The organism is Pseudomonas sp. KH_027 (assembly GCF_057838565.1).
Genome location: NZ_CM174470.1, coordinates 2,521,376 through 2,542,393 on the forward strand (window position 1 = coordinate 2,521,376; position 21,018 = coordinate 2,542,393).

23 protein-coding genes are annotated in these 21,018 nt (G+C 60.5%); 16 read left to right on the forward strand and 7 right to left on the reverse strand.

The features are described 5' to 3' along the window. Window positions 1–77: 77 nt before the first annotated feature. The 9 genes from AC3IYG_RS11920 (at window position 78) to AC3IYG_RS11960 (ending at window position 10,119) form a co-directional block, all read left to right on the forward strand. Window positions 78–1,514, forward strand: coding sequence for a sigma-54 interaction domain-containing protein (locus AC3IYG_RS11920; protein WP_489308622.1), 1,437 nt, complete (start codon window positions 78–80; stop codon window positions 1,512–1,514). 302 nt (window positions 1,515–1,816) lie between these two features. Then, window positions 1,817–3,088, forward strand: coding sequence for an OprD family porin (locus tag AC3IYG_RS11925; protein WP_489308624.1), 1,272 nt, complete (start codon window positions 1,817–1,819; stop codon window positions 3,086–3,088). Window positions 3,089–3,196: 108 nt separating this feature from the next. Continuing rightward, window positions 3,197–4,588, forward strand: a complete 1,392-nt coding sequence (locus AC3IYG_RS11930; protein ID WP_489308626.1) for a GntP family permease — start codon at window positions 3,197–3,199, stop codon at window positions 4,586–4,588. Window positions 4,589–4,646: 58 nt separating this feature from the next. Further along, window positions 4,647–5,417 carry a 3-hydroxybutyrate dehydrogenase gene (locus AC3IYG_RS11935; protein WP_489308628.1) on the forward strand — a complete coding sequence of 257 codons (771 nt, stop codon included), beginning with the start codon at window positions 4,647–4,649 and terminating at the stop codon, window positions 5,415–5,417. 94 nt (window positions 5,418–5,511) lie between these two features. Then, on the forward strand, window positions 5,512–7,467 hold the full coding sequence (locus AC3IYG_RS11940; RefSeq protein WP_489308629.1) for an acetoacetate--CoA ligase: 1,956 nt from the start codon (window positions 5,512–5,514) through the stop codon (window positions 7,465–7,467). A 134-nt stretch (window positions 7,468–7,601) separates the two neighbouring features. Then, window positions 7,602–7,961, forward strand: a complete 360-nt coding sequence (locus AC3IYG_RS11945) for a hypothetical protein (RefSeq protein WP_489308631.1) — start codon at window positions 7,602–7,604, stop codon at window positions 7,959–7,961. Window positions 7,962–8,137: 176 nt separating this feature from the next. Continuing rightward, entirely contained in the window at window positions 8,138–8,299 is a 162-nt protein-coding gene (locus tag AC3IYG_RS11950; RefSeq protein WP_489308632.1) for a DUF2986 domain-containing protein, read from the forward strand. Window positions 8,300–8,447: 148 nt separating this feature from the next. Further along, on the forward strand, window positions 8,448–8,990 hold the full coding sequence (locus tag AC3IYG_RS11955) for a HEPN domain-containing protein (RefSeq protein WP_489308634.1): 543 nt from the start codon (window positions 8,448–8,450) through the stop codon (window positions 8,988–8,990). A gap of 166 nt (window positions 8,991–9,156) precedes the next feature. After that, window positions 9,157–10,119: an IS30-like element ISPsme1 family transposase gene (locus AC3IYG_RS11960; RefSeq protein ID WP_017846754.1), complete on the forward strand. Its 963-nt coding sequence runs from the start codon at window positions 9,157–9,159 to the stop codon at window positions 10,117–10,119. Here AC3IYG_RS11960 and AC3IYG_RS11965 read toward each other — a convergent pair. Then, entirely contained in the window at window positions 10,109–10,465 is a 357-nt protein-coding gene (locus AC3IYG_RS11965; RefSeq protein ID WP_489308636.1) for a hypothetical protein, read from the reverse strand. The two genes, AC3IYG_RS11960 and AC3IYG_RS11965, sit on opposite strands and share 11 nt — an antisense overlap. 159 nt (window positions 10,466–10,624) lie before the next feature. Here AC3IYG_RS11965 and AC3IYG_RS11970 point away from each other — a divergent pair, with 159 nt between their 5' ends. Both AC3IYG_RS11970 and AC3IYG_RS11975 read left to right on the forward strand, forming a co-directional pair. Further along, entirely contained in the window at window positions 10,625–10,867 is a 243-nt protein-coding gene (locus tag AC3IYG_RS11970) for a type II toxin-antitoxin system Phd/YefM family antitoxin (protein WP_489308638.1), read from the forward strand. Further along, window positions 10,864–11,127, forward strand: a complete 264-nt coding sequence (locus AC3IYG_RS11975) for a Txe/YoeB family addiction module toxin (RefSeq protein ID WP_489308639.1) — start codon at window positions 10,864–10,866, stop codon at window positions 11,125–11,127. The genes AC3IYG_RS11970 and AC3IYG_RS11975 overlap by 4 nt, the downstream gene beginning before the upstream one ends. 9 nt (window positions 11,128–11,136) lie before the next feature. On the opposite strand, the gene AC3IYG_RS11980 is transcribed toward AC3IYG_RS11975, so the two are convergent. Together AC3IYG_RS11980 and AC3IYG_RS11985 are read right to left on the reverse strand one after the other, a co-directional pair. Next, a complete protein-coding gene (locus AC3IYG_RS11980) occupies window positions 11,137–11,280 on the reverse strand; it encodes a hypothetical protein (protein ID WP_489308641.1) in 144 nt (47 codons plus the stop codon). 332 nt (window positions 11,281–11,612) lie between these two features. After that, a complete protein-coding gene (locus AC3IYG_RS11985) occupies window positions 11,613–12,818 on the reverse strand; it encodes a PilT/PilU family type 4a pilus ATPase (RefSeq protein ID WP_489308643.1) in 1,206 nt (401 codons plus the stop codon). A 147-nt stretch (window positions 12,819–12,965) separates the two neighbouring features. Between AC3IYG_RS11985 and AC3IYG_RS11990 the strand changes: the two genes are divergently transcribed. The 3 genes from AC3IYG_RS11990 to AC3IYG_RS12000 all read left to right on the forward strand — a co-directional run bounded on the left by AC3IYG_RS11990 (window position 12,966) and on the right by AC3IYG_RS12000 (window position 16,313). After that, on the forward strand, window positions 12,966–13,244 hold the full coding sequence (locus AC3IYG_RS11990) for a peptidylprolyl isomerase (protein WP_489308644.1): 279 nt from the start codon (window positions 12,966–12,968) through the stop codon (window positions 13,242–13,244). A 117-nt stretch (window positions 13,245–13,361) separates the two neighbouring features. Then, window positions 13,362–14,951 (forward strand): ABC-F family ATPase, encoded by a 1,590-nt coding sequence (locus AC3IYG_RS11995; RefSeq protein ID WP_489308646.1) that lies wholly within the window; start codon window positions 13,362–13,364, stop codon window positions 14,949–14,951. A 180-nt stretch (window positions 14,952–15,131) separates the two neighbouring features. After that, complete coding sequence (locus AC3IYG_RS12000; protein ID WP_489308648.1) at window positions 15,132–16,313, forward strand: MFS transporter; 1,182 nt, start codon at window positions 15,132–15,134, stop codon at window positions 16,311–16,313. Window positions 16,314–16,514: 201 nt separating this feature from the next. On the opposite strand, the gene AC3IYG_RS12005 is transcribed toward AC3IYG_RS12000, so the two are convergent. Further along, window positions 16,515–17,129, reverse strand: coding sequence for an FMN-dependent NADH-azoreductase (locus AC3IYG_RS12005; protein ID WP_489308650.1), 615 nt, complete (start codon window positions 17,127–17,129; stop codon window positions 16,515–16,517). 124 nt (window positions 17,130–17,253) lie between these two features. Here AC3IYG_RS12005 and AC3IYG_RS12010 point away from each other — a divergent pair, with 124 nt between their 5' ends. Together AC3IYG_RS12010 and AC3IYG_RS12015 are read left to right on the forward strand one after the other, a co-directional pair. After that, a complete protein-coding gene (locus tag AC3IYG_RS12010; protein ID WP_489308652.1) occupies window positions 17,254–18,162 on the forward strand; it encodes a LysR substrate-binding domain-containing protein in 909 nt (302 codons plus the stop codon). A 46-nt stretch (window positions 18,163–18,208) separates the two neighbouring features. Further along, window positions 18,209–18,562, forward strand: coding sequence for an MmcQ/YjbR family DNA-binding protein (locus tag AC3IYG_RS12015; protein WP_489308654.1), 354 nt, complete (start codon window positions 18,209–18,211; stop codon window positions 18,560–18,562). A 59-nt stretch (window positions 18,563–18,621) separates the two neighbouring features. Here AC3IYG_RS12015 and AC3IYG_RS12020 read toward each other — a convergent pair whose 3' ends face one another. The 3 genes from AC3IYG_RS12020 to AC3IYG_RS12030 all read right to left on the reverse strand — a co-directional run bounded on the left by AC3IYG_RS12020 (window position 18,622) and on the right by AC3IYG_RS12030 (window position 20,991). Continuing rightward, window positions 18,622–19,353, reverse strand: coding sequence for a DUF1294 domain-containing protein (locus tag AC3IYG_RS12020; RefSeq protein ID WP_489308655.1), 732 nt, complete (start codon window positions 19,351–19,353; stop codon window positions 18,622–18,624). A 124-nt stretch (window positions 19,354–19,477) separates the two neighbouring features. Then, window positions 19,478–20,554: a polyamine ABC transporter substrate-binding protein gene (locus AC3IYG_RS12025; RefSeq protein WP_489308657.1), complete on the reverse strand. Its 1,077-nt coding sequence runs from the start codon at window positions 20,552–20,554 to the stop codon at window positions 19,478–19,480. 95 nt (window positions 20,555–20,649) lie between these two features. Continuing rightward, window positions 20,650–20,991 carry a cupin domain-containing protein gene (locus AC3IYG_RS12030; protein ID WP_489308659.1) on the reverse strand — a complete coding sequence of 114 codons (342 nt, stop codon included), beginning with the start codon at window positions 20,989–20,991 and terminating at the stop codon, window positions 20,650–20,652. Window positions 20,992–21,018: the final 27 nt, after the last annotated feature.

Consider the following 21,018-nt stretch of genomic DNA (forward strand, 5'->3'; position numbering starts at 1 on the left):
AATGCCTCCTTGGACGCTCCGCGTCCGGCCCACCCCAGGTCTGCGGATTACAGCCGGGTTACGAATCGGGAAACGCTATGAACGACATCGAAAGCCTCAAGGATTACCAGCGCATACGCCTGCTGGCGATCCGTTCGCTGTTCGAAATCGTCGAGCAGTCCAGCGAAGGCACGGTGATCGTCGACCGCGAAGCGCGGATCGTCTGGATGAACGAACGCTACGCGCGGCGCTTTGGTCTGCCGAATGCCGAAGCGGCGATCGGCCAGGCCTGCGAGAGCGTAATCCCCGGCAGCCTGCTGCGTGAGGTGGTCAGCACCGGCCAGCCGATCTTGCTGGATATGCTCGACATGCCGAACGATCCGCTGGTGGTGATGCGCCTGCCGATCCACGACGATGCCGGCAGCATAATCGGCGCCATCGGTTTTGCCCTGTTCGACGAACTGCGTTCGCTCACTCCCCTGCTGACGCGCTACCTGAGCATGCAGGAGGAGCTGGCTTCGACCCGCTCACTGCTGCAGGCGCGCCAGGCCAAGTACAGCTTCGCCCATTTCATCGGCACCAGCGCACCGAGCCTGGAAGTCAAACGCCGGGCCCGGCGCAGCGCCAGCACCGACTCACCGGTGCTGCTGCTCGGCGAAACCGGCACCGGCAAGGAACTGCTGGCCCATGCCATCCACAGCACCTCGCCACGGGCGCACAAGGCCTTTGTCAGCGTCAACGCCGCCGCGATTCCCGAGACCCTGCTGGAAGCCGAGTTCTTCGGCACCGCGCCGGGGGCCTTCACCGGTGCCGACCGCAAGGGCCGACCGGGTAAATTGCAGATCGCCCAGGGCGGCACGCTGTTCCTCGATGAAATCGGCGATATGCCCCTGCAACTGCAGAGCAAACTGCTGCGCGTGCTGCAGGAAAAAGAGTTCGAGCCGGTCGGCTCCAACGAGGTGATCCGCAGTGATATACGGCTGATCGCCGCGACTTCGACCGACCTCGAAGCTGCCGTGCAGCGCGGCACCTTCCGCGCCGACCTGTTCTACCGCCTGAACGTCTTGCCGATCCGCGTACCGCCGCTGCGCGAGCGCCTCGACGATCTGCCCGCCCTGTGCGAAGCCATCCTCGACGAACTGCTGCTCAGCGAAGGCCACAGCCACCACGAGCTGGCGGCCGAAGCCCTGCCCCTGCTCGCCCGGCACAACTGGCCGGGCAATATCCGCGAACTGCGCAACGTGTTGGAGCGCGCGGCGCTGCACAGCGACGCTGCGGTGATCAGTGCGCCAGCGCTACAGGCAGCCATTGGCACCCTGCTGCCTGCTGTAAAGGCTGCCCCCGGCCAGCGTCACTCGCCGGACGCAGCCGCGCTCAGCATGGATTTCCATGGTGCGCGGGAAAATTTCGAACGGCAACTGATCGGCCAGGCCCTTGCCAGCAGCGCCGGCAATGTAAACGAGGCCGCACGGCAGCTGGGTCTGGGCCGTTCGACCTTGTACAAGAAGATGGCCGCGCTGGGCATCTCGTCCTGAAATAGAGACAACGTCTCAATTCATAGAAAACAACCTGAATCGAATAAAGTTCGGGCTCCGGCCAGGATCGGCGCAGACTTTTGTCTCAAAAAAGAGACACGACCATAGAAAAGCAGCCCGCGCAAAGAAATATATCATTTAAATTCAATAGCTTAATCACTTGGCACAAAACTGGCTATCGGGAGCTGGCGGCCAGACCGCAGCCGACATAAAAACAATACCGCTGCACGTTGTGCGAATTCGCTCCCTGGGACGCTCCGGCACCGTCTTTATTCGCCACGTAGCCGTGCCAGGAGATACCCATGAGCAAGACCCCGCTCAGCCGAGCCGCAGCCCTCGCCGCGCTCGGTGCCAGCCTCAGCCTGTCGAACCAGGCGTATGCCGAGTTCATCGCAGACAGCAAAGCCAACCTGGAACTGCGTAACTTCTATTTCAACCGCGATTTTCGTCAGGACAGCGCCAGCCAATCCAAGCAAGAGGAATGGGCGCAAGGCTTTCTGCTGCGCTACGAGTCGGGCTACAGCGAAGGCTCCATTGGCGTTGGCGTCGACGCCATCGGCCTGCTCGGCCTCAAGCTCGACTCCAGCCCTGACCGTGCCGGCTCCGGCTTGCTGCCACGCGACCGCGAAGCCCCCAAGCGCGCCCAGGACGACTACGGCGAACTGGGCCTGACCGCCAAGCTGCGCGCCTCCAACAGCGTGCTCAAGCTTGGCACCCTGCTGCCCAAGCTGCCCACCGTGTTGGCCAACGACTCGCGCCTGCTGCCGCAGACCTTCCAGGGTGGCCACCTGAACGCTGCCGAGTTCGCCGGCCTGACCTTCGATGCCGGTCAGCTCAAGCAGGTCAGCCAGCGCGACTCCTCCGACAGCGAAGACATGACCATCACCGGCAACGGCGCGAAGAACATCCGGGTGCGCAGCGGCACCAGCTCCGATGAATTCAACTTCGCCGGTCTCAGCTACAAGTGGAGCGACACCCTGAGCAGCAGCTACAACTACGGCAAGCTCGATGAGTTCTACTCCCAACACATCGTCAACCTGGTACACAGCCTGCCGCTCGGCGACAAACAATCGCTGAAGAGTGACCTGCGCGTCGCCCGCTCCAACGCTGACGGCAGCAGCAACGTCGACAACAAAGCGCTGGGCGCCATGTTCACCTACGGCCTCGGCGGCCACGCCTTCGGTCTCGGCTACCAGCAGATGAGCGGCGACACCGGCTTCGCCTATATCAACGGCACCGACGCATTCCTGGTCAACTTCGTGCAGATCGGCGACTTCGCCAACAAGGACGAGAAATCCTGGCAGGCCCGCTATGACTTCAACTTCGCCAGCGTCGGCGTCCCTGGCCTGACCTTCATGACCCGCTACCTCAGCGGCGACGAAATCGATCTCGGCGCCGGCAAAGCGCAAGGCCAGGAATGGGAGCGCGACACCGACATCGCCTACGTATTCCAAAGCGGCCCGTTGCAAAACCTAGGAGTGAAATGGCGTAACGCCACGGTGCGCTCCAGCAACTTTGGCAACGACCTGGACGAGAATCGCCTGATCCTCAGCTACGTGGTACCGCTGTGGTAGTCGGCCACACTCGACACCACACCCCATAACAACAAGACTTGTGTCCGTTGGGCGAACTCAGTGGCTGCGCCCTGATTCGCCAACGGCACCGTACCAGGAGATACCTCGATGAGTGTGCTCATTGCCCTCGCAGCACTCGCTCTGCTGATGCTCGCCGCCTACCGCGGCTACAGCGTCATTCTGTTCGCCCCGATCGCCGCCCTCGGCGCCGTTCTGCTCACCGACCCCTCCGCCGTCGCCCCCGCATTCACCGGGGTGTTCATGGAGAAAATGGTCGGCTTCATCAAACTCTACTTTCCGGTTTTCCTGCTCGGTGCGGTGTTCGGCAAGCTGATCGAGCTGTCCGGCTTCTCCCGCTCGATCGTCGCCGCGGCGATCCGCCTGTTCGGCACGCGCCAGGCGATGCTGGTGATCGTGCTGGTCTGCGCCCTGCTGACCTACGGTGGCGTTTCGCTGTTCGTGGTGGTGTTCGCGGTCTACCCCTTCGCCGCCGAGATGTTCCGCCAGAGCGACATCCCCAAACGGTTGATCCCGGCGACCATCGCCCTGGGCGCGTTCTCCTTCACCATGGACGCACTGCCCGGCACGCCGCAGATCCAGAACATCATCCCCACCACTTTCTTCAGCACCAACGCCTGGGCCGCGCCCTGGCTGGGCCTGATCGGCAGCCTGTTCGTGTTCAGCGTCGGCATGCTTTACCTGCGCCGTCAGCTGGGCAAAGCCCAGCGTGCGGGCGAAGGCTATGGCAGTGCCCTGCGCAACGAGCCGGAAACCGCCGACGATATCAAGCTGCCCAGCCCCTGGCTGGCGGTAACGCCACTGGTCCTGGTCGGCGTATCGAACCTGCTGTTCACCCACTGGATACCAGGCCTGTACGGTAAGACCCACAGCCTGCAACTGGCCGGCATGGCCGCGCCCATCCAGCTCGAAGTGACCAAGCTCACCGGTATCTGGGCGGTGCAGGCGGCGCTGCTGCTGGGCATCCTGTTGGTGCTGGTGTGCGGCTATTCCGCTATTCGCAGCAAGCTTGCCGAAGGCACTCGAACGGCCGTCGGTGGCGCACTGCTGGCGGCGATGAACACGGCCTCGGAGTACGGTTTCGGTGCGGTGATCGCCTCCCTCCCCGGTTTCCTGGTGCTGTCCGATGCACTCAAAAGCATCCCCAACCCGCTAGTCAACGAAGCGGTGACCGTCACCTTGCTGGCCGGGATCACCGGCTCCGCTTCGGGCGGCATGAGCATCGCCCTGGCGGCCATGTCCGAGACCTTCATCAGCGCCGCCAATGCGGCCAATATCCCGATGGAAGTGCTGCACCGCGTGGCCGCCATGGCCAGCGGCGGCATGGACACGTTGCCGCACAACGGCGCGGTGATCACCCTGCTGGCGGTGACCGGCCTGACCCACCGCGAGGCCTACAAGGATATCTTCGGCATCACCCTGATCAAGACGCTTGCCGTGTTCGTGGTGATCGGCACTTTCTACGCCACCGGTATCGTTTAACTCTGATCGTTTTAGCTGCATGGCCCGGGTACTATCCGGGCCGACAAGGAGAATCCCCATGAGTCTTAAAGGCAAAACCGCACTGGTCACCGGCTCCACCAGCGGCATCGGCCTGGGCATTGCGCTGAGCCTGGCCAAGGCCGGCGCCAATCTGGTGCTCAATGGTTTCGGCGACGCTTCGGCGGCGATTGCCGAGGTCGCCAAACATGGCGGCAAGGTCGGCCATCACCCGGCGGATGTGTCCAGCGCGGAGCAGATCGCGGACATGATCGCCTATGCCGAACGCGACTTCGGCGGCATCGACATCCTGGTCAACAACGCCGGCATCCAGCATGTGGCGCCCGTGGAGGAGTTCCCGGTGGAGCGCTGGGACTCGATCATCGCCATCAACCTGTCCTCGGTTTTCCATACCACCCGCCTGACGCTGCCGGGCATGCGAACACGCGGCTGGGGCCGGATCGTCAATATCGCTTCGGTACATGGCCTGGTCGGTTCGCTGAACAAAGCCGCCTATGTCGCCGCCAAACACGGTGTGATCGGGCTGACCAAGGTGGTGGGGCTGGAAACCGCCACCACCGACATCACCTGCAACGCCATCTGCCCGGGCTGGGTGCTGACGCCTCTGGTGCAACAACAGATCGACCAGCGCGCCCAGGCCGATGGCGACTTTGACCGCGCACGCCGCGAGCTGCTGGCGGAAAAACAACCCTCGCTGGAATTCGTCACGCCCGCTCAGCTCGGCGAGCTGACCCTGTTCCTCTGCAGCGATGCCGCCAGCCAGATTCGCGGCGCAGCCTGGAACGTCGATGGCGGCTGGCTCGCGCAGTGACGCTCCAGGGCTAGAACTGGTCGCCAGACGTAAAGGCCAGGGGTAGATTGGCCTTTACGCTAAGCACAACCCAAGAAGGCTTCAGGATTCCGCCATGACCCGAGCACTTTGGACGCCCTCCGCCGAACGCATCGCCGCCACCCGGATGGATGCGTTCCGCCGCTTCGTCAACCAGCGCCAAGGTCTGCACCTGGCCGACTACCCGGCGCTGCATGCCTGGAGCGTGGAACAACGCGAAGCCTTCTGGCAGGCCATCGTCACATTCTTCGAGATCCGTTTCAGCAGCCCGCCGCATGCCGTGCTCGAAGAAGGCCCGGCCATGCCCAGCGCACAGTGGTTCCCCGGCGCCAGGCTGAACTTCGCCGAACACCTGCTGCGCCGTCGCGACTCGCACACCGCGCTGGTCGCGATTGGCGAAGACGGCTCGCGTGAGGCACTGAGCCACGCCGAACTGGCCGCCCATGTCGCCGGCCTGCAAAAGAGCCTGCGCGAGGCCGGCGTCGGAATCGGCGACCGGGTTGCGGCCTTTATGCCGAACACCTGGCAGACGCTGGTCGGCATGCTCGCCACCAGCAGCCTCGGCGCGACCTGGTCATCCTGCTCGCCGGACTTCGGCACCCAGGGCGTGATCGACCGTTTCGGCCAGATCGAGCCGACCGTGCTGATCGCCGCGGCCGGTTACCGCTACGCCGGCAAGAACCTCGACCTCACGGGCAAGCTCAATGAAATCCTTGAACAACTGCCCTCGCTCAAGCAGTTGGTGGTGGTGCCCTACTCGCGCACCGAAGCCAAGTCCGGTGATTTCCACACGCCCGCCAAGGTCGCGCTCTGGGCCGACTTCTACCAGGCCGGCGGCGAGCCCGAATTCACCCCGGTAGGCTTCGACCACCCGCTGTACATCCTCTACTCCAGCGGCACCACCGGCGTGCCCAAGTGCATCGTTCACGGCACCGGCGGTGTGCTGCTGCAACACGTCAAGGAACTCGGCCTGCACACCGACCTGGGTGCCGATGACACGCTGTTCTACTACACCACCTGCGGCTGGATGATGTGGAACTGGCTGGTTTCCGGCCTGGCCCGGGGCGCCACCCTGGTGCTGTTCGACGGCTCGCCGTTCCACCCCGGCCCGGAACGCCTGATTGACCTGATCGATGCGGAAAACATCAGCATCTTCGGCACCAGCGCCAAATACCTCGCCGCGCTGGAAAAGGCCGGTGCCACACCGGGCCGCACGCACAAGCTGGAACGCCTGAAAACCATCCTCTCCACCGGCTCGCCGCTGTCCCACGAGAGCTTCGAGTACGTCTACCGCGAGATCAAGGCGGACCTGTGCCTGTCGTCGATCTCCGGTGGCACCGACATCGTCTCCTGCTTCGCCCTCGGCAATCCGGTGCTGCCGGTGCACCGGGGCGAATTGCAGTGCAAGGGGCTGGGCATGGCCGTCGAGGTCTGGAATGACGACGGCAAGCCCGTCAAAGGCGAGAAAGGCGAATTGGTCTGCAGCAAACACTTCCCCTCGATGCCGGTGGGCTTCTGGAACGACCCGCAGGGCGAGAAGTTCAAGGCCGCCTACTTCGAGACCTTCCCCGGCGTCTGGGCCCACGGCGATTATGCCGAGGAAACCGAACACGGCGGCCTAGTCATCCACGGCCGCTCGGACGCCGTGCTCAACCCCGGCGGCGTGCGCATCGGCACGGCCGAGATCTACCGCCAGGTGGAAAAGGTCGAAGAGGTGCTGGAATCCATCGCCATCGGCCAGGACTGGCACAACGATGTGCGCGTGGTGCTGTTCGTGCGCCTGCGCGAAGGCGTTGTGCTGGACAAGATCCTGGAAGCGCAGATCCGCCAGGTGATACGCGCCAACACCAGCACCCGCCATGTGCCGGCGAAGATCATTGCCGTCGCCGATATCCCGCGCACCATCAGCGGCAAGATCGTCGAACTGGCGGTGCGCAATGTGGTACACGGCCAACCGGTGAAAAACACCGATGCCCTGGCCAACCCACAGGCGCTGGAACTGTTCCGCGATCTACCCGAACTCAAGGACTGAAGCCAACGGGGCGGCCTGCGTGCAGCCCTCTTGGCGTACTGCAAGAGCAGGCTCCCACAAAAGAAAGGGTTGAACCCAATGCGGCCCGTATGCAGACTGCACTGGAGCAAGGACGCACTCCCTCGGGTGACCCAATGGACGTTGTGAAAACCCTCAAGCCAGGCAAGAACGGCACCAAGCGTTTTGTCGCTATCTACGGCGACAACCTGGTGGCCGTCCGTTACCGCCTCGACGCCGAACAGCAGAGCAGCTACACCACGGTCGGGCTCATCATCGAGCGCAAGGCGGCCCCCGCCAAAGGTGTGAACTACACTGCCGAACGCCTCTACCAGAACCGCCAACCCGCCGCCTTGCGCATCCTCAGGCATGAGACGGACTTGCAGCGTCTGGTTAAACGCACGGGCGGACAGTGGAACCCGGAAAAACAGGTCTGGCTGATACGCCATGGCGACGCTATCAAACTGGGCTTGAGCGAACGGATCGTCAAACGATGATGGTCAGATATGGAAACGCGATGCCTACATTTGGACACTTGTTCCTAGATATGGAAACAGTGGCCAGATGTAGGCATGTCGCATAATTATAGTTATGCGCTAAGAGCGCGCTGCAGGAACTGGCTAAATATTTTAAGCTAATATTATTCAAGAATATACAAACTGAGTAGAAAAGCATGAATCGGCGTAAAAAAATAAATCAATTATTAAAGGCTCACGCCAAAAAAGCCAGTGCCAAACTGGCACCAAAAAGTAAGTCTAAATACATTAGTAAAGCTGACCGATTGAAGCTAGCTACTGAATCCAGTCAAGACTCAACCATTTCTTCCGAAAGCTGATATATGTATCTTAAGCGCCAAGGTAGCTCTATATAATGGCTGTTACGGCATTCTGTGCGGTCGCGCATAACAAGTCGCTGAAATCGCTCATTTCATTCGCCGGGACGGCGTTCCGCCGGCCCTGAGCTTAATCGTTAGAGAGTTCAACATGTCGCGTGCCAAAACCTCGTTCGAATATGCAATCAAAGACGCTGAAGAACTCTTGGCGCACTTCAATGCAATAAATGCGAACCCACCACCAGAAAGTGCAGAGGTTCTTAAAAGAGCGGGCCTTGTTATGGCACTTACAGCGTGGGAAACATACGTTGAGGACCGAGTAATTGAAGGTACAAATGCTCGAATATCTGCTGTCTCAGGAAGTTTTTTAGGCGACTTCATCACAAAAAAACTCAACGATGAAATGAAGCGTTTCAATACTCCGAACGCGGAAAATACAAAAAGAATATTTCTTGAGTACCTTGGGGTTGATGTCACTGCTGGCTGGAGTTGGGAAAATACAGATCCAGACACTGCGAAAAAGTCACTTAATTTATGGATATCAAAGCGCGGTGAAGCTGTGCATCGCTCAAAGCCAATTAATTTTGGCGCGCCAACGCCGCATTTAGTTAAACGCGAAGATCTAGAAAAAGTAATTCGCTTTGTTCGCGGCCTTGTAAAAGCAACAGATAGTCATCTCGCGTGTAATCTATAACGTTTAGGTTAAGGGGCCGCGGTACGCGGTCCCAGCTTGCGAAGCGAGCGACTTGAACCGCTTGTTATACCCTGAATTCATAGAATAAGTGCAACGTTTGAAACGATAGGCAGAGAGTCAGCCACCGGTAGAATCCAGGCTCTCACACCGAAGGATTCAAGCGCAGATGACTACGCATTACCGGCAGCTAACTCAGGGCCAACGTTACCAGATTGAGGCCGGTCTGAGCGCCGGAAAAAGCCAGGCAAGCATCGCGAAACAGGTTGGCGTACATCCCTCGACGATAAGTCGTGAGGTTCGCCGCAACAGCTCCCAGAAGACCTACAAAGCGGTTGCTGCGACCCATGAAAGTGATGCCCGTCGAGCGCAGGCGCGCAAGCACTGCAAGCCATTAACGTGGTTCAGCCATTATCTGCCGCTCTGGCTAAAACACGGTATGAGCCCGGAGCAGATTGCTCAGCGCCTGAAGCAAGAGCAGCCGGAGCGCGCGGTCAGTCACGAGTGGATTTATCGGTTTATCGCCACCGACAAACACGCAGGTGGCGAGTTATACAAGTATTTGCGGCACCGCAGGAAGCTGTACCGAAAACGCTACGGAAGCCACGACCGGCGCGGACAGTTGCGTAATCGCGTATCGATAACCGAGCGCCCTGCTGAGGTCGAAGCCCGCGAGCGTCTAGGTGATTGGGAGGGTGACACGGTGCATGGCGTAGGCGGCAATCTGGTCACGCTGGTTGATCGTAAAAGCGGCTACCTGAGCGCCTATCCGGTCAAGCGCAGGACGCGCCGGCAGGTAACGCGGGCGATCAATCTGTTGCTCAAGGGGCATGCTGTTCACACGCTGACGCTGGATAACGGGAAGGAGTTTGCCGGGCATGAACGCATTGCGCATCGGAGCCAGTGCCAAGTCTTTTTTGCAGAACCCTATTCATCCTGGCAGCGAGGCACTAATGAAAATACCAACGGCCTGCTCCGGCAGTATTTTCCCAAGGGCGGCGACTTCAGCAAGCTGACCGTCGAGGCGGTCAGTCGCGTGGTAACGAAGATCAATTTACGCCCGCGAAAACGCCTGGGCTGGAAGACGCCGTACGAAGTTTATGCAGGGGTGAGCGTTGCACTTATGTGTTGAATTCAGGTACCTTTACCTGCTTGTTTGGCGAGTGGACAAAACATGCGCCAAGATATGAGAGCGCAATGGCGATTAATAAGTCGAATGTGATTTTTACGTAAAAAAGGTATTCTGCACAACTTAATGCTTCGACTGAAATATTTAAGCTGGCTTTTGTTGTCGCCTTGGCGCTCTGTAGAGCGAATTCATTCATGTTTTTTCTATATTCAGTACCAGTGAGGATTTCGGACAACTCCGAGTTGTATAGTTTTTTACTGGCAGTATTGATTCCAGAATATAAGAACAGCATGGCAATAAATATTACAGTAGTAATGACTTTTCTTTTCGTTGGTTGCCATAGTGACATTCGGATACCTTGTGTATAACTAGCGGTTCAAGTCGTTCGCTCCGCTCACCGGGACCGCCTACCGCGGCCCCTTAACCTGAACGTTAGCGACCAAAGCCTGTCGCAGCGTACGCAAAATAGTACGCTATCAACATCTACATCCGACTCGGTACCTCCATCATGCAAACCCTCACTGCCAGCGAGGCTCGCGCCAATCTCTACCGACTTATCGATCAAACCACAGAGTCCCACCAACCCATTGTTATTTCAGGGAAAAGTGGTAATGCGGTGTTGCTTTCGTCTGAGGATTGGGATGCGATCCAAGAAACGCTCTATCTCCTCTCTGTCCCAGGCATGCGTGAGTCAATCAAGCAAGGCATGGAAGAACCTGCCGAAGCTTGTTTAAAAGAACTGGATTGGTGATTTGGAAAATTAGCTACACCGAGCAGGCACAGACGGATGCTCAGAAACTCGCACTCTCTGGCCTCAAAGAAAAAGCAAAAGAACTACTAAAACTCATCGAGACCAATCCTTTACAAAATCTCCCACCTTACGAAAAACTCATTGGCGATCTCGCGGGGGCATACTCGCGTCGTATCAACATTCAGCACCGCCTTATATACCGGGTCCTTGAGCAGGCGCATCTGGTAAAAGTCTTACGCTTATGGACGCACTATGAATAGTGTTCGCCGCTAACCGGCACCGGATGGATACCGCCCAAGAATTGTAAGGTCCTGAGCGATCTCACGGGTCTGGATGCCACTGCCGAGCAACGCCACATCGGCGTCGTTGGCATATTCCAGCGGCTGCTGGGCATGCACCCGCACACCGTTCATGGAGGTCACCAAGGGTTGCGGGCAGGTGATTTACGCGTCCCAGCCCTGGCCGCGCATGCGGTTGAGCACACCGGCGGCGACAGAGGAGTCCAGCTCGTTGAAGCCTTCGAATGTCAGTACGGCAACGCGCATCGTTTACCCCCGCAATTGCAGTTCGATCAACAGCTGCCTGGGATAAATCTATGCGCTTCCAGCGCTGAACGGTAAGCACAGCGCAACGTTGTTTGCCCCATACAGCCTGGCTCAGGCCGATGGTTGGCGTTCAGGCGAAAGCGGACGCGACGCATCCTGGGCTGCGTTCCCACGGCGAAGCGCAGGAACGCTCACTAAAGTCAGATGCCTTGGCGGCCTGGGTCTTCTGGAGGGGCCGGGGCTTCGATTTCTTCCAGCTTCAGCTCCATCCCCCAATCGCCGATATCGGCAGCCTTGGCCGGTGCGGCAACGACGGCGGGTGCTGGGGCTGCCGGGGCTACTGGGGCTTCGCGGTAGAGCTTGAGTTTTAGCCGCACGTTGTTCGCCGAATCGGCGTTTTTCACCGCTTCTTCTTCGTCGATCACGCCTTCGTTGACCAGCTCGATCAGCGCCTGGTCGAAGGTCTGCATGCCGAGGTTCCTGGATTTTTCCATGATCTCCTTGATATCGCCAAAATCGCTGCGCTTGATCAGGTCACGGATGGTCGGCGTGCCGAGCAGCACTTCCACCGCTGCGCGGCGCTTGCCGTCGACGGTCTTGACCAGGCGCTGGGAGACGAAGGCCTTGAGGTTGTTGCCCAGGTCGTTCAATAGCTGCGGGCGGCGTTCCTCAGGGAAAAAGTTGATGATCCGATCCAGCGCCTGGTTGGCGTTGTTGGCGTGCAGGGTCGAAATCGCCAGGTGGCCGGTGTCGGCAAATGCCAGGGCATGCTCCATGGTCTCGCGGTCGCGAATCTCGCCGATCAGGATCACATCCGGCGCCTGGCGCAGGGTGTTCTTCAGCGCGGCATGAAAGCTGCGGGTATCCACGCCGACTTCGCGCTGGTTGATGATCGACTTCTTGTGCCGGTGCACGTACTCGACCGGGTCTTCGATGGTGATGATATGCCCGCCGCTGTTACGGTTGCGGTAGTCGATCAGCGCCGCCAGGGAGGTGGATTTGCCCGAGCCGGTGCCACCGACGAACAGCACCAGCCCGCGTTTTTCCATCACGGTCTTGAGCAGCACTTCCGGTAGCTTGAGGTCTTCGAACTTGGGAATATCCAGCTTGATGTTGCGCGCGACGATGGACACTTCGTTGCGCTGCTTGAAGATATTGATGCGAAAACGGCCGATACCGGCCAGCGAGATGGCCAGGTTCATCTCCAGTTCGCGCTCGAATTCGACCTTTTGCGCCGAATCCATGATCGAGTCGGCGATCTCCGCCACTTCTCCCGCCTTGAGCGGCTCGGCGCTGAGCGGTTTGAGCACGCCGTTGAACTTGGCGCAGGGTGGCGCCCCGGTGGACAGGTAGAGGTCGGAACCATCCTGGCTGGCCAGGATTTTCAGCATCGAATTGAGGTCCATGGGGCAGCGTTCCCGTCGATTGGATTTAATACGTTAGGCCGGATTCGGCAGTGCCCTGACAAATCGGAAAGCTTTGAAATGGGCGTCATTCTGATGGCGCAACAAATACTGGCACAATACGCACCCGTGAAAAATGAGGAGCCCGTCATGGCAAAGGCAATGGCCCGCCACATTCTGGTCAAGACCGAAGCTGAAGCCGCTGCGCTGAAAAAACGCATCGCCGCGGGCGAAGCCTTCGATGTGCTGGCGAAAAAATACTCGACCTGCCCCTCCGGCAAACGCGGTGGCGACCTGGGCGAGGTACGCCCGGGGCAGATGGTCAAGGCCATCGATCAGGTGATCTTCAAAAAACCGCTGCGGGAAGTGCATGGCCCGGTGAAAAGCCAGTTCGGCTTTCACCTGGTGCAGGTGTTTTACCGCGAATAAGGCTGTTTTTGCCGGCGATACGGCATCCATCTGTCCCGCCGACTGCCCTTCGACGCGCTAACCCGCTACAATCGCGACCCTTTCGCGCTGCGTGCGCTCGCTTCCTGGACCAGATTCGTGATCTCCACCGCCAATATCACCATGCAATTCGGGGCCAAACCCCTGTTCGAGAACGTTTCCGTCAAGTTCGGCGGCGGCAACCGTTACGGCCTGATCGGGGCTAATGGCTGCGGCAAGTCGACCTTCATGAAGATCCTCGGCGGCGATCTGGAGTCCTCCGGTGGCCAGGTGATGCTGGAGCCGAACGTGCGCCTGGGTAAACTGCGCCAGGACCAGTTCGCCTACGAAGAGTTCAGCGTGATCGACACCGTGATCATGGGTCACGAGGAGCTGTGGAAGGTCAAGGCCGAGCGCGACCGCATCTACTCGCTGCCGGAAATGAGCGAAGACGACGGCATGGCCGTGGCCGAGCTGGAAACCGAGTTCGCCGAGATGGACGGCTACACCGCCGAATCCCGCGCCGGTGAACTGCTGCTGGGGCTGGGTATCGGCATCGAACAGCATTTCGGCCCGATGAGCGAAGTCTCCCCTGGTTGGAAGCTGCGCGTATTGCTGGCCCAGGCGCTGTTCTCCGATCCAGAAGTGCTGCTGCTCGACGAACCGACCAACCACCTGGATATCAACACCATCCGCTGGCTGGAAAACGTGCTGACCACGCGCAACAGCACCATGATCATCATTTCCCACGACCGGCACTTCCTCAACAGCGTGTGCACCCACATGGCTGACCTGGATTACGGCGAGCTGCGTCTGTTCCCGGGCAACTACGACGAGTACATGACCGCCGCCACCCAGTCGCGCGAACAGTTGCTGTCCGACAACGCCAAGAAGAAAGCGCAGATTTCCGAGCTGCAGAACTTCGTCAGCCGCTTCTCGGCCAACGCCTCGAAAGCCAAGCAGGCCACCTCGCGCGCCAAGCAGATCGACAAGATCCAGCTGGCCGAGGTCAAGCCGTCCAGCCGCGTCAGCCCGTTCATTCGCTTCGAGCAGACCAAGAAGCTGCACCGCCAGGCCGTGACGGTCGAGCACATGGCCAAGGGTTTTGACGGCAAGACGCTGTTCAAGAACTTCAGCTTCACCGTCGAAGCCGGCGAACGCGTGGCGATCATCGGCCCCAACGGTATCGGCAAGACCACCCTGCTGCGCACCCTGGTCGGTGAACTGAGCCCGGATGCCGGCTCCGTGAAGTGGACCGAAAGCGCCGAACTGGGCTATTACGCCCAGGACCACGCGCACGACTTCGAAGACGACTGCAACCTGTTCGACTGGATGGGCCAGTGGACTCAAGGTGGCGAGCAGGTGGTGCGCGGCACGCTCGGCCGCATGCTGTTCTCCAACGACGAGATCCTCAAGTCGGTGAAGGTGATTTCCGGTGGCGAGCAAGGCCGCATGCTGTTCGGCAAGCTGATCCTGCAAAAGCCCAACGTGCTGATCATGGACGAACCGACCAACCACCTGGACATGGAATCCATCGAGGCGCTCAACCTGGCGCTGGAGAACTACCCGGGCACGCTGGTCTTCGTCAGCCATGACCGTGAGTTCGTGTCCTCCCTGGCCACGCGCATCATCGAACTGTCCGCCAGCGGCGTGATCGACTTCAGCGGCACTTACGACGACTACCTGCGCAGCCAGGGCGTGCTGGTCTGATCGAGGCCTGCACGCGTCACTGAAAACGCCCCGTTCCGACGGGGCGTTTTGCATTCCGCTACGCCTTTCTCCTGCCCGTGCAATCCAGCCGGGCGACGAAACAGATCGTTAGCTAGCTTCCTTTATCTTCAATCAGCAGCGATGATTACGACTCTGCCTGCACTGCTGCGAAGAACCGAAATGTCTGCCGAAGCCCCCTCAACCCGCTCGACGGCGATCACCCTACAGATCGTGGGTATCGTTTTTTTCACCTTTCTGGGTTTTCTCTGCATCGGCATTCCCATTGCCGTGGTGCCGGGTTTCGTCCATGACCAGTTGGGTTACGGCGCGGTCATCGCCGGCCTGACCATCGGCTCGCAGTACCTCGCCACGCTGCTGAGCCGCCCGCTGGCCGGTCGCCTGGCCGACAGCCTGGGCACCAAGAAAGCCATCGTTTATGGTTTGCTCGGCATCGCCCTCAGCGGTCTGCTGACGCTGATTTCTGTGCTGCTGCAGAGCCTGCCGCTGTTGAGCCTGGTGATTCTGCTGGTGGCCCGGTTGCTGCTCGGCGTGACCCAGGGGTTGATGGGCGTGAGCACCATCAGCTGGGGCATCGGCCGGGTCGGCGTGGAGCACACGGCGCGGGTGATTTCCTGGAACGGCATCGCGGCCTACGGCGCGATCGCGATCGGCGCCCCGCTCGGGGTGGTGATGGTCGCGGGCCTGGGGCTGTGGAGCATGGGCGCGGCGCTGATGTTGCTGGCCGCGCTGGGCTTGCTGATTATCTGGAACAAACCTTCGGTGCCGGTCCTGGCCGGCGAACGCCTGCCCTTTCGCGCCGTGCTCGGGCGTATTGCCCCTTACGGCTTTGGCTTGGCGCTAGGCTCCATCGGTTACGGCACGCTGACCACCTTCGTCACCCTGTTCTATTTCAGCCAGGGCTGGGTGGGCGCGGCGTATTGCCTGACGGCATTCGGCGTCGCCTTCATTGCCGCGCGGCTGCTGTTCATCGATGCGATCAACCGTTTCGGTGGCTACAGCGTCACCATTACCTGCATGAGCATTGAAACCCTCGGCTTGCTGCTGCTCTGGCTGGCGCCCTCCCCAACCCTGGCGATGACCGGCGCCGCACTTGCCGGTTTCGGCCTGTCGTTGGTGTATCCGGCATTGGGCGTTGAAGCGATCAAACAGGTACCCGCCTCCAGCCGTAGCGCTGGCTTGAGTGCCTATGCGGTGTTCTTCGACCTGGCCCTGGCGATTGCCGGGCCGTTGATGGGGGCCGTGGCATTGGGCTACGGCTACCCCTCGATCTTTCTCAGCGCGGCATTGCTGTCGCTGGCGGGCCTGCTGCTCAGCCTGTGGTTGTCTCGCCGTACGCAGTGAATCGAGCATTCGCGGGAATTGATGAGGTTGGCGCAAAAGCTGGCCTTGCGCCGTCATCCTCGCGAACGCGGGGGGCCACCGTGCACGCTGAGCAGCGCAGGCGAGCGACCCGGCCAAGAGCAGTGTGTCGCCACAGGTAATTGGGACAGCGCCAAAAAAATCCCCGTCGAAACGGGGATTGGTTTTCAACCGGGCAATCGATCAGGCGGAAACGGCCGCGAAAAGCTCGCTGATCTGCTGCTGCGCGCCGGCGATGGCATTGGCGCGCGGCTCTTCGCCATAGGCCAGGCCGTGGGCACGGACGATTTCGATGTCGGTGATGCCGAGGAAGCCGAGTACCACCAGCAGGTAATCCTCGTGGGCGACGCCCGTCGGCTGACCGGCATGCAGGCCACCGGAGGTGGAAACGATCACCACTTTCTTGCCGCCCGCCAGGCCTTTCGGGCCGTTCTCGTCGTAGGTGAAGGTCTTGCCGGCAATCGCGATACGGTCGATCCAGGCTTTCAATTGGGTCGGCACGGTGAAGTTGTACATCGGCGCGCCGATCACGATGGCGTCCGCATCGAGAAATTGCTGCAGGGTCGACTCGGCCAGTTCGGCTTCGTGCTTCTGCGCGGCGTCGCGCAGCTCGGCCGGTGTGCCAGCAGCCACCAGGCTGGCGGACGACAAGTGGCTCAGGGCATCGCCGGCCAGGTCGCGGTAGCTGACGTGGGCAGCCGGCTCGGCGGCCTGCCAGGCCGCTACCACGCTGTGGCCGAGTTGGCGGGAAGCCGATGCGTCGCCGAGGATGCTGGAATCGATATGCAGAAGTTTCATGGCGTTCTCCCAAGTAGGAATCGCCGGCTGGCGATCAAGTGGGACAAAGCCTACCAATGAAACCAATGGCTTATTAGTCAGCGAAAATGTGATAGTTCGTCCCACTGATAGGACGATGATAACCATGCAAGACCTGAACGATCTGTTTTATTTCGCCAAAGTGGTCGAAGCCGGTGGTTTTGCGGCGGCCGGCAGGCTCCTGGGCATCCCCAAATCGCGGCTGTCACGGCGCATCGCCGAACTGGAAAACCGCTTGGGTGCCCGCCTGCTGCAGCGCAGCACGCGCAAGCTGTCGCTGACCGATATTGGCGAACGTTACTTCCGTCACTGCCAGGCCATGTTGCTGGAAGCGGAAATGGCCGATGAGGCCGTCGCCACGCTCTCCAGCGAACCCCGCGGGCGCCTGCGGGTGTCGAGCCCGGTAGCGCTGGCGCAATCCTACCTGCCGCAGATCATCGCTGACTTTCTCAGCGCCTATCCGCAGGTGCACCTGGACATGCTGCTACTCAATCGTCGGGTCGATGTGCTGGGCGAGGGCATCGATGTGGCGCTGCGGGTGCGCGATGAAGGCGATGAAGACCCGGCGCTGATCGTGCGCAAGTTGCGCCCGGCGCAGTTGGCCCTGGTCGCGGCGCCCGCCCTGCTGGAAGGCCGGCAGATCAACGAGCCCAGCGACCTGGCCAGCCTGCCGGTACTCGGTGCAGTGGAAGCCGACCGCAAAGTGCATTTCCGCCTGCTCGGCGCCGATGGCAGCAAGCGCGATATCGCCCTAGAGCCGCGCCTGGGCATCGACGATTTCGTCGTACGTAAAACCGCAGCCCTGGCGGGCCTGGGCATGACCTTGCTGCCGTGGCTATATTGCCAGGAGGAGCTGGCCGATGGCCGCCTGCAGCGCTTGCTACCGGACTGGACGCTGCCCAGCGGTTATCTGCAGGCGGTTTATCCGCACCGGCGCGGCATGTCGCCAACCGTGCGCGCCTGGATCGAGCACCTGACCGAAGCCTTCAAAACCGACTGGCCCCTACCGTTATGAGCCTACCGTTGCCGAACGCTGATCGCCCATCGAACCGGAGCCAGGCATGACGCCCACAGCTGTCGCCACCTTTCTGCTGCAACTGCCCGGCGTTCGCGAAGACCTCAAGTGGGGCGACAATCGGGTGTTCTCCATCGCCGGCAACAAGATGGTCGCCATTCTCGATTTTCTTGGCGACGGCCTGGCGTTCAAGGTCGATAGCGAGCTGTTCCTCGGCTATGTCGACCGCCCTGGTATCAGGCCTGCGCCCTACCTCGCGCGCGCGCACTGGATTTTCATGAGCACGCCCTACCCGATGGGCGATGCCGAATTGAAAGACCTGCTCGCCCGCTCCCATCAACTGGTGGTGCGCAGGCTACCGAAGATCCGCCAGGCCGGTTTGCTGCTCGACCTGGACTGAGGCGCCAGCGTTGTCTCGCGGGGGGCCGGATTTGATGGCGTATCATGCCAACCTGGCGACTAGCCGAGCGGCAGCAACCCTCGCATCAACGGCCCAAGGTATGCGCCTTTGAGCAGCAGCCAATCGGCCCAGAACGCCTGATGCAACAGCACGATCAGCCAGAACGCCAGCTGATAGGAGGCCTTGCGGGTTTTGTGCCGGAACACCTGCTGCGCCAGCAAGGCGCCGGGCCAGCCGCCAAGCAGTTCGGCAGCATGCAGGGTGCTTTCCGGCGTACGCCAACCACCGTTCTGGGCGCGGTGCTTATCCTGCGCATAAAGAACGAAGGTCACGAGGCTGATGAGCACATAGGCGCATAAGGGCCAGATAAAGGCATGCGCCAACAGCAACTGTATCGCGCCGAACGCCGGCAGCAGGCACAGGCCGGCGAACAGCAGGGTTTTGACTCCGAGGCGTTGCGCCGAAGCGGAAGCAGGCTCACGAACGGAGCGCCGGGTTTGCTGGCGCGGCTTGAGCCCTGGCTTGACCGGCTCGGCTTTGAGGGCTTGGGGTTTGTTGCGGATACTCGGCGTGTCGAGGCTCAGCGGACCATCCAGGCGCATATGTTCGGCGCGCAGGCGCCCCTGGTCATCCTTGCCGGCGATGTAGAACACCGGATCACCCGGCAGCGGCCGGCGATCGCCGCGCATGGCCGAGATGTGCACGAACACCTGGCTGCCACCCCGCTCTGGCGTGATGAAGCCAAAACCCTTGTCATCGTTCCAGCTTTTGATCGAACCGCGCATTTCCATCGTCTGCAAACTGGCCTGGCCCTGGTGGCCGCCAAGGTTACAAGAGCGCCACGGCTTGTGCCTCTTTTACCCGTGGTGAAAAGCGTCCGGCGTCAGCGTAGAGCGCTGACGCCGGGTTGGCGACTCAGTTACCGGACTTGATCTTGTTCCACAGGCGGGTGCGAACACGGTCGATGTCCAGCGGCATGGCTTCCAGGGCGAACAGCGTGGTCATCATCTGCGCGGTCGGGTAAACCTTGGTATCGGCCTTGAGCTCGGCGCTGACCAGGCCATCGGCCTTCTCGTTGCCGTTGGCGTAGCGCACGTAATCGCTGATGCTGGCCATTACCTCGGGGCGCAGCAGGTAGTTCATGAAGGCGTAGGCGGCTTTTTCATCCGGTGCATCGGCGGGCATGGCCACCATGTCGAACCACATCGGCGCGCCTTCCTTGGGGATTGAATAGCCGATTTCCACGCCGTTCTTGGCTTCCTTGGCGCGGTTGGCGGCCTGCATGATGTCGCCGGAGAAGCCCACCGCTACGCAGATTTCGCCGTTCGCCAGGTCGCTGACATATTTCGAGGAGTGGAAGTAGCGCACATAGGGGCGCACCTGCTGCAAGGTCGCTTCGGCTTTTTTGTAGTCCGCGGCATTCTTGCTGTGATGCGGCAGGCCCAGGTAGTTGAGCGTTACCGGCAGCATTTCCGGACCGTTGTCGAGAATCGCCACGCCACACTGGCTGAGCTTTTTCATGTTTTCCGGCTTGAGGATCAAATCCCAGGAGTCCAGGGCCACATCGTCGCCGAGCACCGCCTTGACCTTGGCCACGTTGTAACCGATGCCGGTGCTGCCCCACAGATAGGGGAAGCCGTGCTGGTTGCCCGGATCGTTGCCCTCCAGGGCTTTGAGCAACACCGGGTTGAGGTTCTTCCAGTTCGGCAACTGGCTCTTGTCCAGCACCTTCAGCGCGCCGCCCTGAATCTGCCGCGCCATGAAGTGGTTGGACGGAAACACCACGTCGTAACCGGATTTGCCGGTCATCAACTTGCCGTCGAGGGTTTCGTTGCTGTCGTACACGTCATAGACGGTCGGCAGGCCGGTTTCAGCCTGGAAGTTCTTCAAGGTATCCGGGGCGATATAGTCGGACCAGTTGTAGATCTTCACGGTTTCGGCGGCCTGGCTCATCGAGGCCACCAACATTAGTGGTGCTATCAGCTTGCGCATGTCTGTCCCCTGCTTTGATTTTGTTGTGGCTTAGGATTCTTGGGCTGGCAGTTGTTCAAGGTGCTGCGTGCAACGTTCTTGGAAAGTCAGCGATCTTAGAAAATCAGCACATAGGTCTTGCGTACGGTTTCCTGGATATCCCAGATACCGGTGCTGTTGGCCGGCAGCAGCAAGGCATCGCCGGCCTGGATCTGCAGCGGTTCGCCGCCGTCCGGGGTGAAAGTGCAGCGGCCCTGGATGAAGTGGCAGAACTCCTGCTGCACGATCTGCCGCCGCCAACGGCCCGGCGTGCATTCCCAGATGCCGGTCTCGACGCCATCGGGCCGTTCCACGCTGGTGGTCGAGGCGATGGCGATGGGCTCGCCCAAGGGCACGGCAACTGGCGTCGAGTCGGCCAGGGCCACGCTGGCGGTGTTTTTGAAATGGGTGATGCTCATGGTTCGCGTACCTTTTGTTGATCGGCC

Bases quoted from the DNA above. Each gene is read 5' to 3' on its own strand.
- AC3IYG_RS12010 (WP_489308652.1), top strand. From the start codon at position 17,254: ATGCAAGACCTGAACGATCTGTTTTATTTCGCCAAAGTGGTCGAAGCC.
- AC3IYG_RS11985 (WP_489308643.1), bottom strand. From the start codon at position 12,818: ATGGACCTCAATTCGATGCTGAAAATCCTGGCCAGCCAGGATGGTTCC.
- AC3IYG_RS11950 (WP_489308632.1), top strand. From the start codon at position 8,138: ATGAATCGGCGTAAAAAAATAAATCAATTATTAAAGGCTCACGCCAAA.
- AC3IYG_RS11960 (WP_017846754.1), top strand. From the start codon at position 9,157: ATGACTACGCATTACCGGCAGCTAACTCAGGGCCAACGTTACCAGATT.
- AC3IYG_RS11990 (WP_489308644.1), top strand. From the start codon at position 12,966: ATGGCAAAGGCAATGGCCCGCCACATTCTGGTCAAGACCGAAGCTGAA.
- AC3IYG_RS12005 (WP_489308650.1), bottom strand. From the start codon at position 17,129: ATGAAACTTCTGCATATCGATTCCAGCATCCTCGGCGACGCATCGGCT.
- AC3IYG_RS11935 (WP_489308628.1), top strand. From the start codon at position 4,647: ATGAGTCTTAAAGGCAAAACCGCACTGGTCACCGGCTCCACCAGCGGC.
- AC3IYG_RS12025 (WP_489308657.1), bottom strand. From the start codon at position 20,554: ATGCGCAAGCTGATAGCACCACTAATGTTGGTGGCCTCGATGAGCCAG.
- AC3IYG_RS12020 (WP_489308655.1), bottom strand. From the start codon at position 19,353: ATGGAAATGCGCGGTTCGATCAAAAGCTGGAACGATGACAAGGGTTTT.
- AC3IYG_RS12015 (WP_489308654.1), top strand. From the start codon at position 18,209: ATGACGCCCACAGCTGTCGCCACCTTTCTGCTGCAACTGCCCGGCGTT.
- AC3IYG_RS11955 (WP_489308634.1), top strand. From the start codon at position 8,448: ATGTCGCGTGCCAAAACCTCGTTCGAATATGCAATCAAAGACGCTGAA.
- AC3IYG_RS11970 (WP_489308638.1), top strand. From the start codon at position 10,625: ATGCAAACCCTCACTGCCAGCGAGGCTCGCGCCAATCTCTACCGACTT.
- AC3IYG_RS12030 (WP_489308659.1), bottom strand. From the start codon at position 20,991: ATGAGCATCACCCATTTCAAAAACACCGCCAGCGTGGCCCTGGCCGAC.
- AC3IYG_RS11940 (WP_489308629.1), top strand. From the start codon at position 5,512: ATGACCCGAGCACTTTGGACGCCCTCCGCCGAACGCATCGCCGCCACC.
- AC3IYG_RS11965 (WP_489308636.1), bottom strand. From the start codon at position 10,465: ATGTCACTATGGCAACCAACGAAAAGAAAAGTCATTACTACTGTAATA.
- AC3IYG_RS11925 (WP_489308624.1), top strand. From the start codon at position 1,817: ATGAGCAAGACCCCGCTCAGCCGAGCCGCAGCCCTCGCCGCGCTCGGT.
- AC3IYG_RS11920 (WP_489308622.1), top strand. From the start codon at position 78: ATGAACGACATCGAAAGCCTCAAGGATTACCAGCGCATACGCCTGCTG.
- AC3IYG_RS11945 (WP_489308631.1), top strand. From the start codon at position 7,602: ATGGACGTTGTGAAAACCCTCAAGCCAGGCAAGAACGGCACCAAGCGT.
- AC3IYG_RS11980 (WP_489308641.1), bottom strand. From the start codon at position 11,280: ATGAACGGTGTGCGGGTGCATGCCCAGCAGCCGCTGGAATATGCCAAC.
- AC3IYG_RS12000 (WP_489308648.1), top strand. From the start codon at position 15,132: ATGTCTGCCGAAGCCCCCTCAACCCGCTCGACGGCGATCACCCTACAG.
- AC3IYG_RS11930 (WP_489308626.1), top strand. From the start codon at position 3,197: ATGAGTGTGCTCATTGCCCTCGCAGCACTCGCTCTGCTGATGCTCGCC.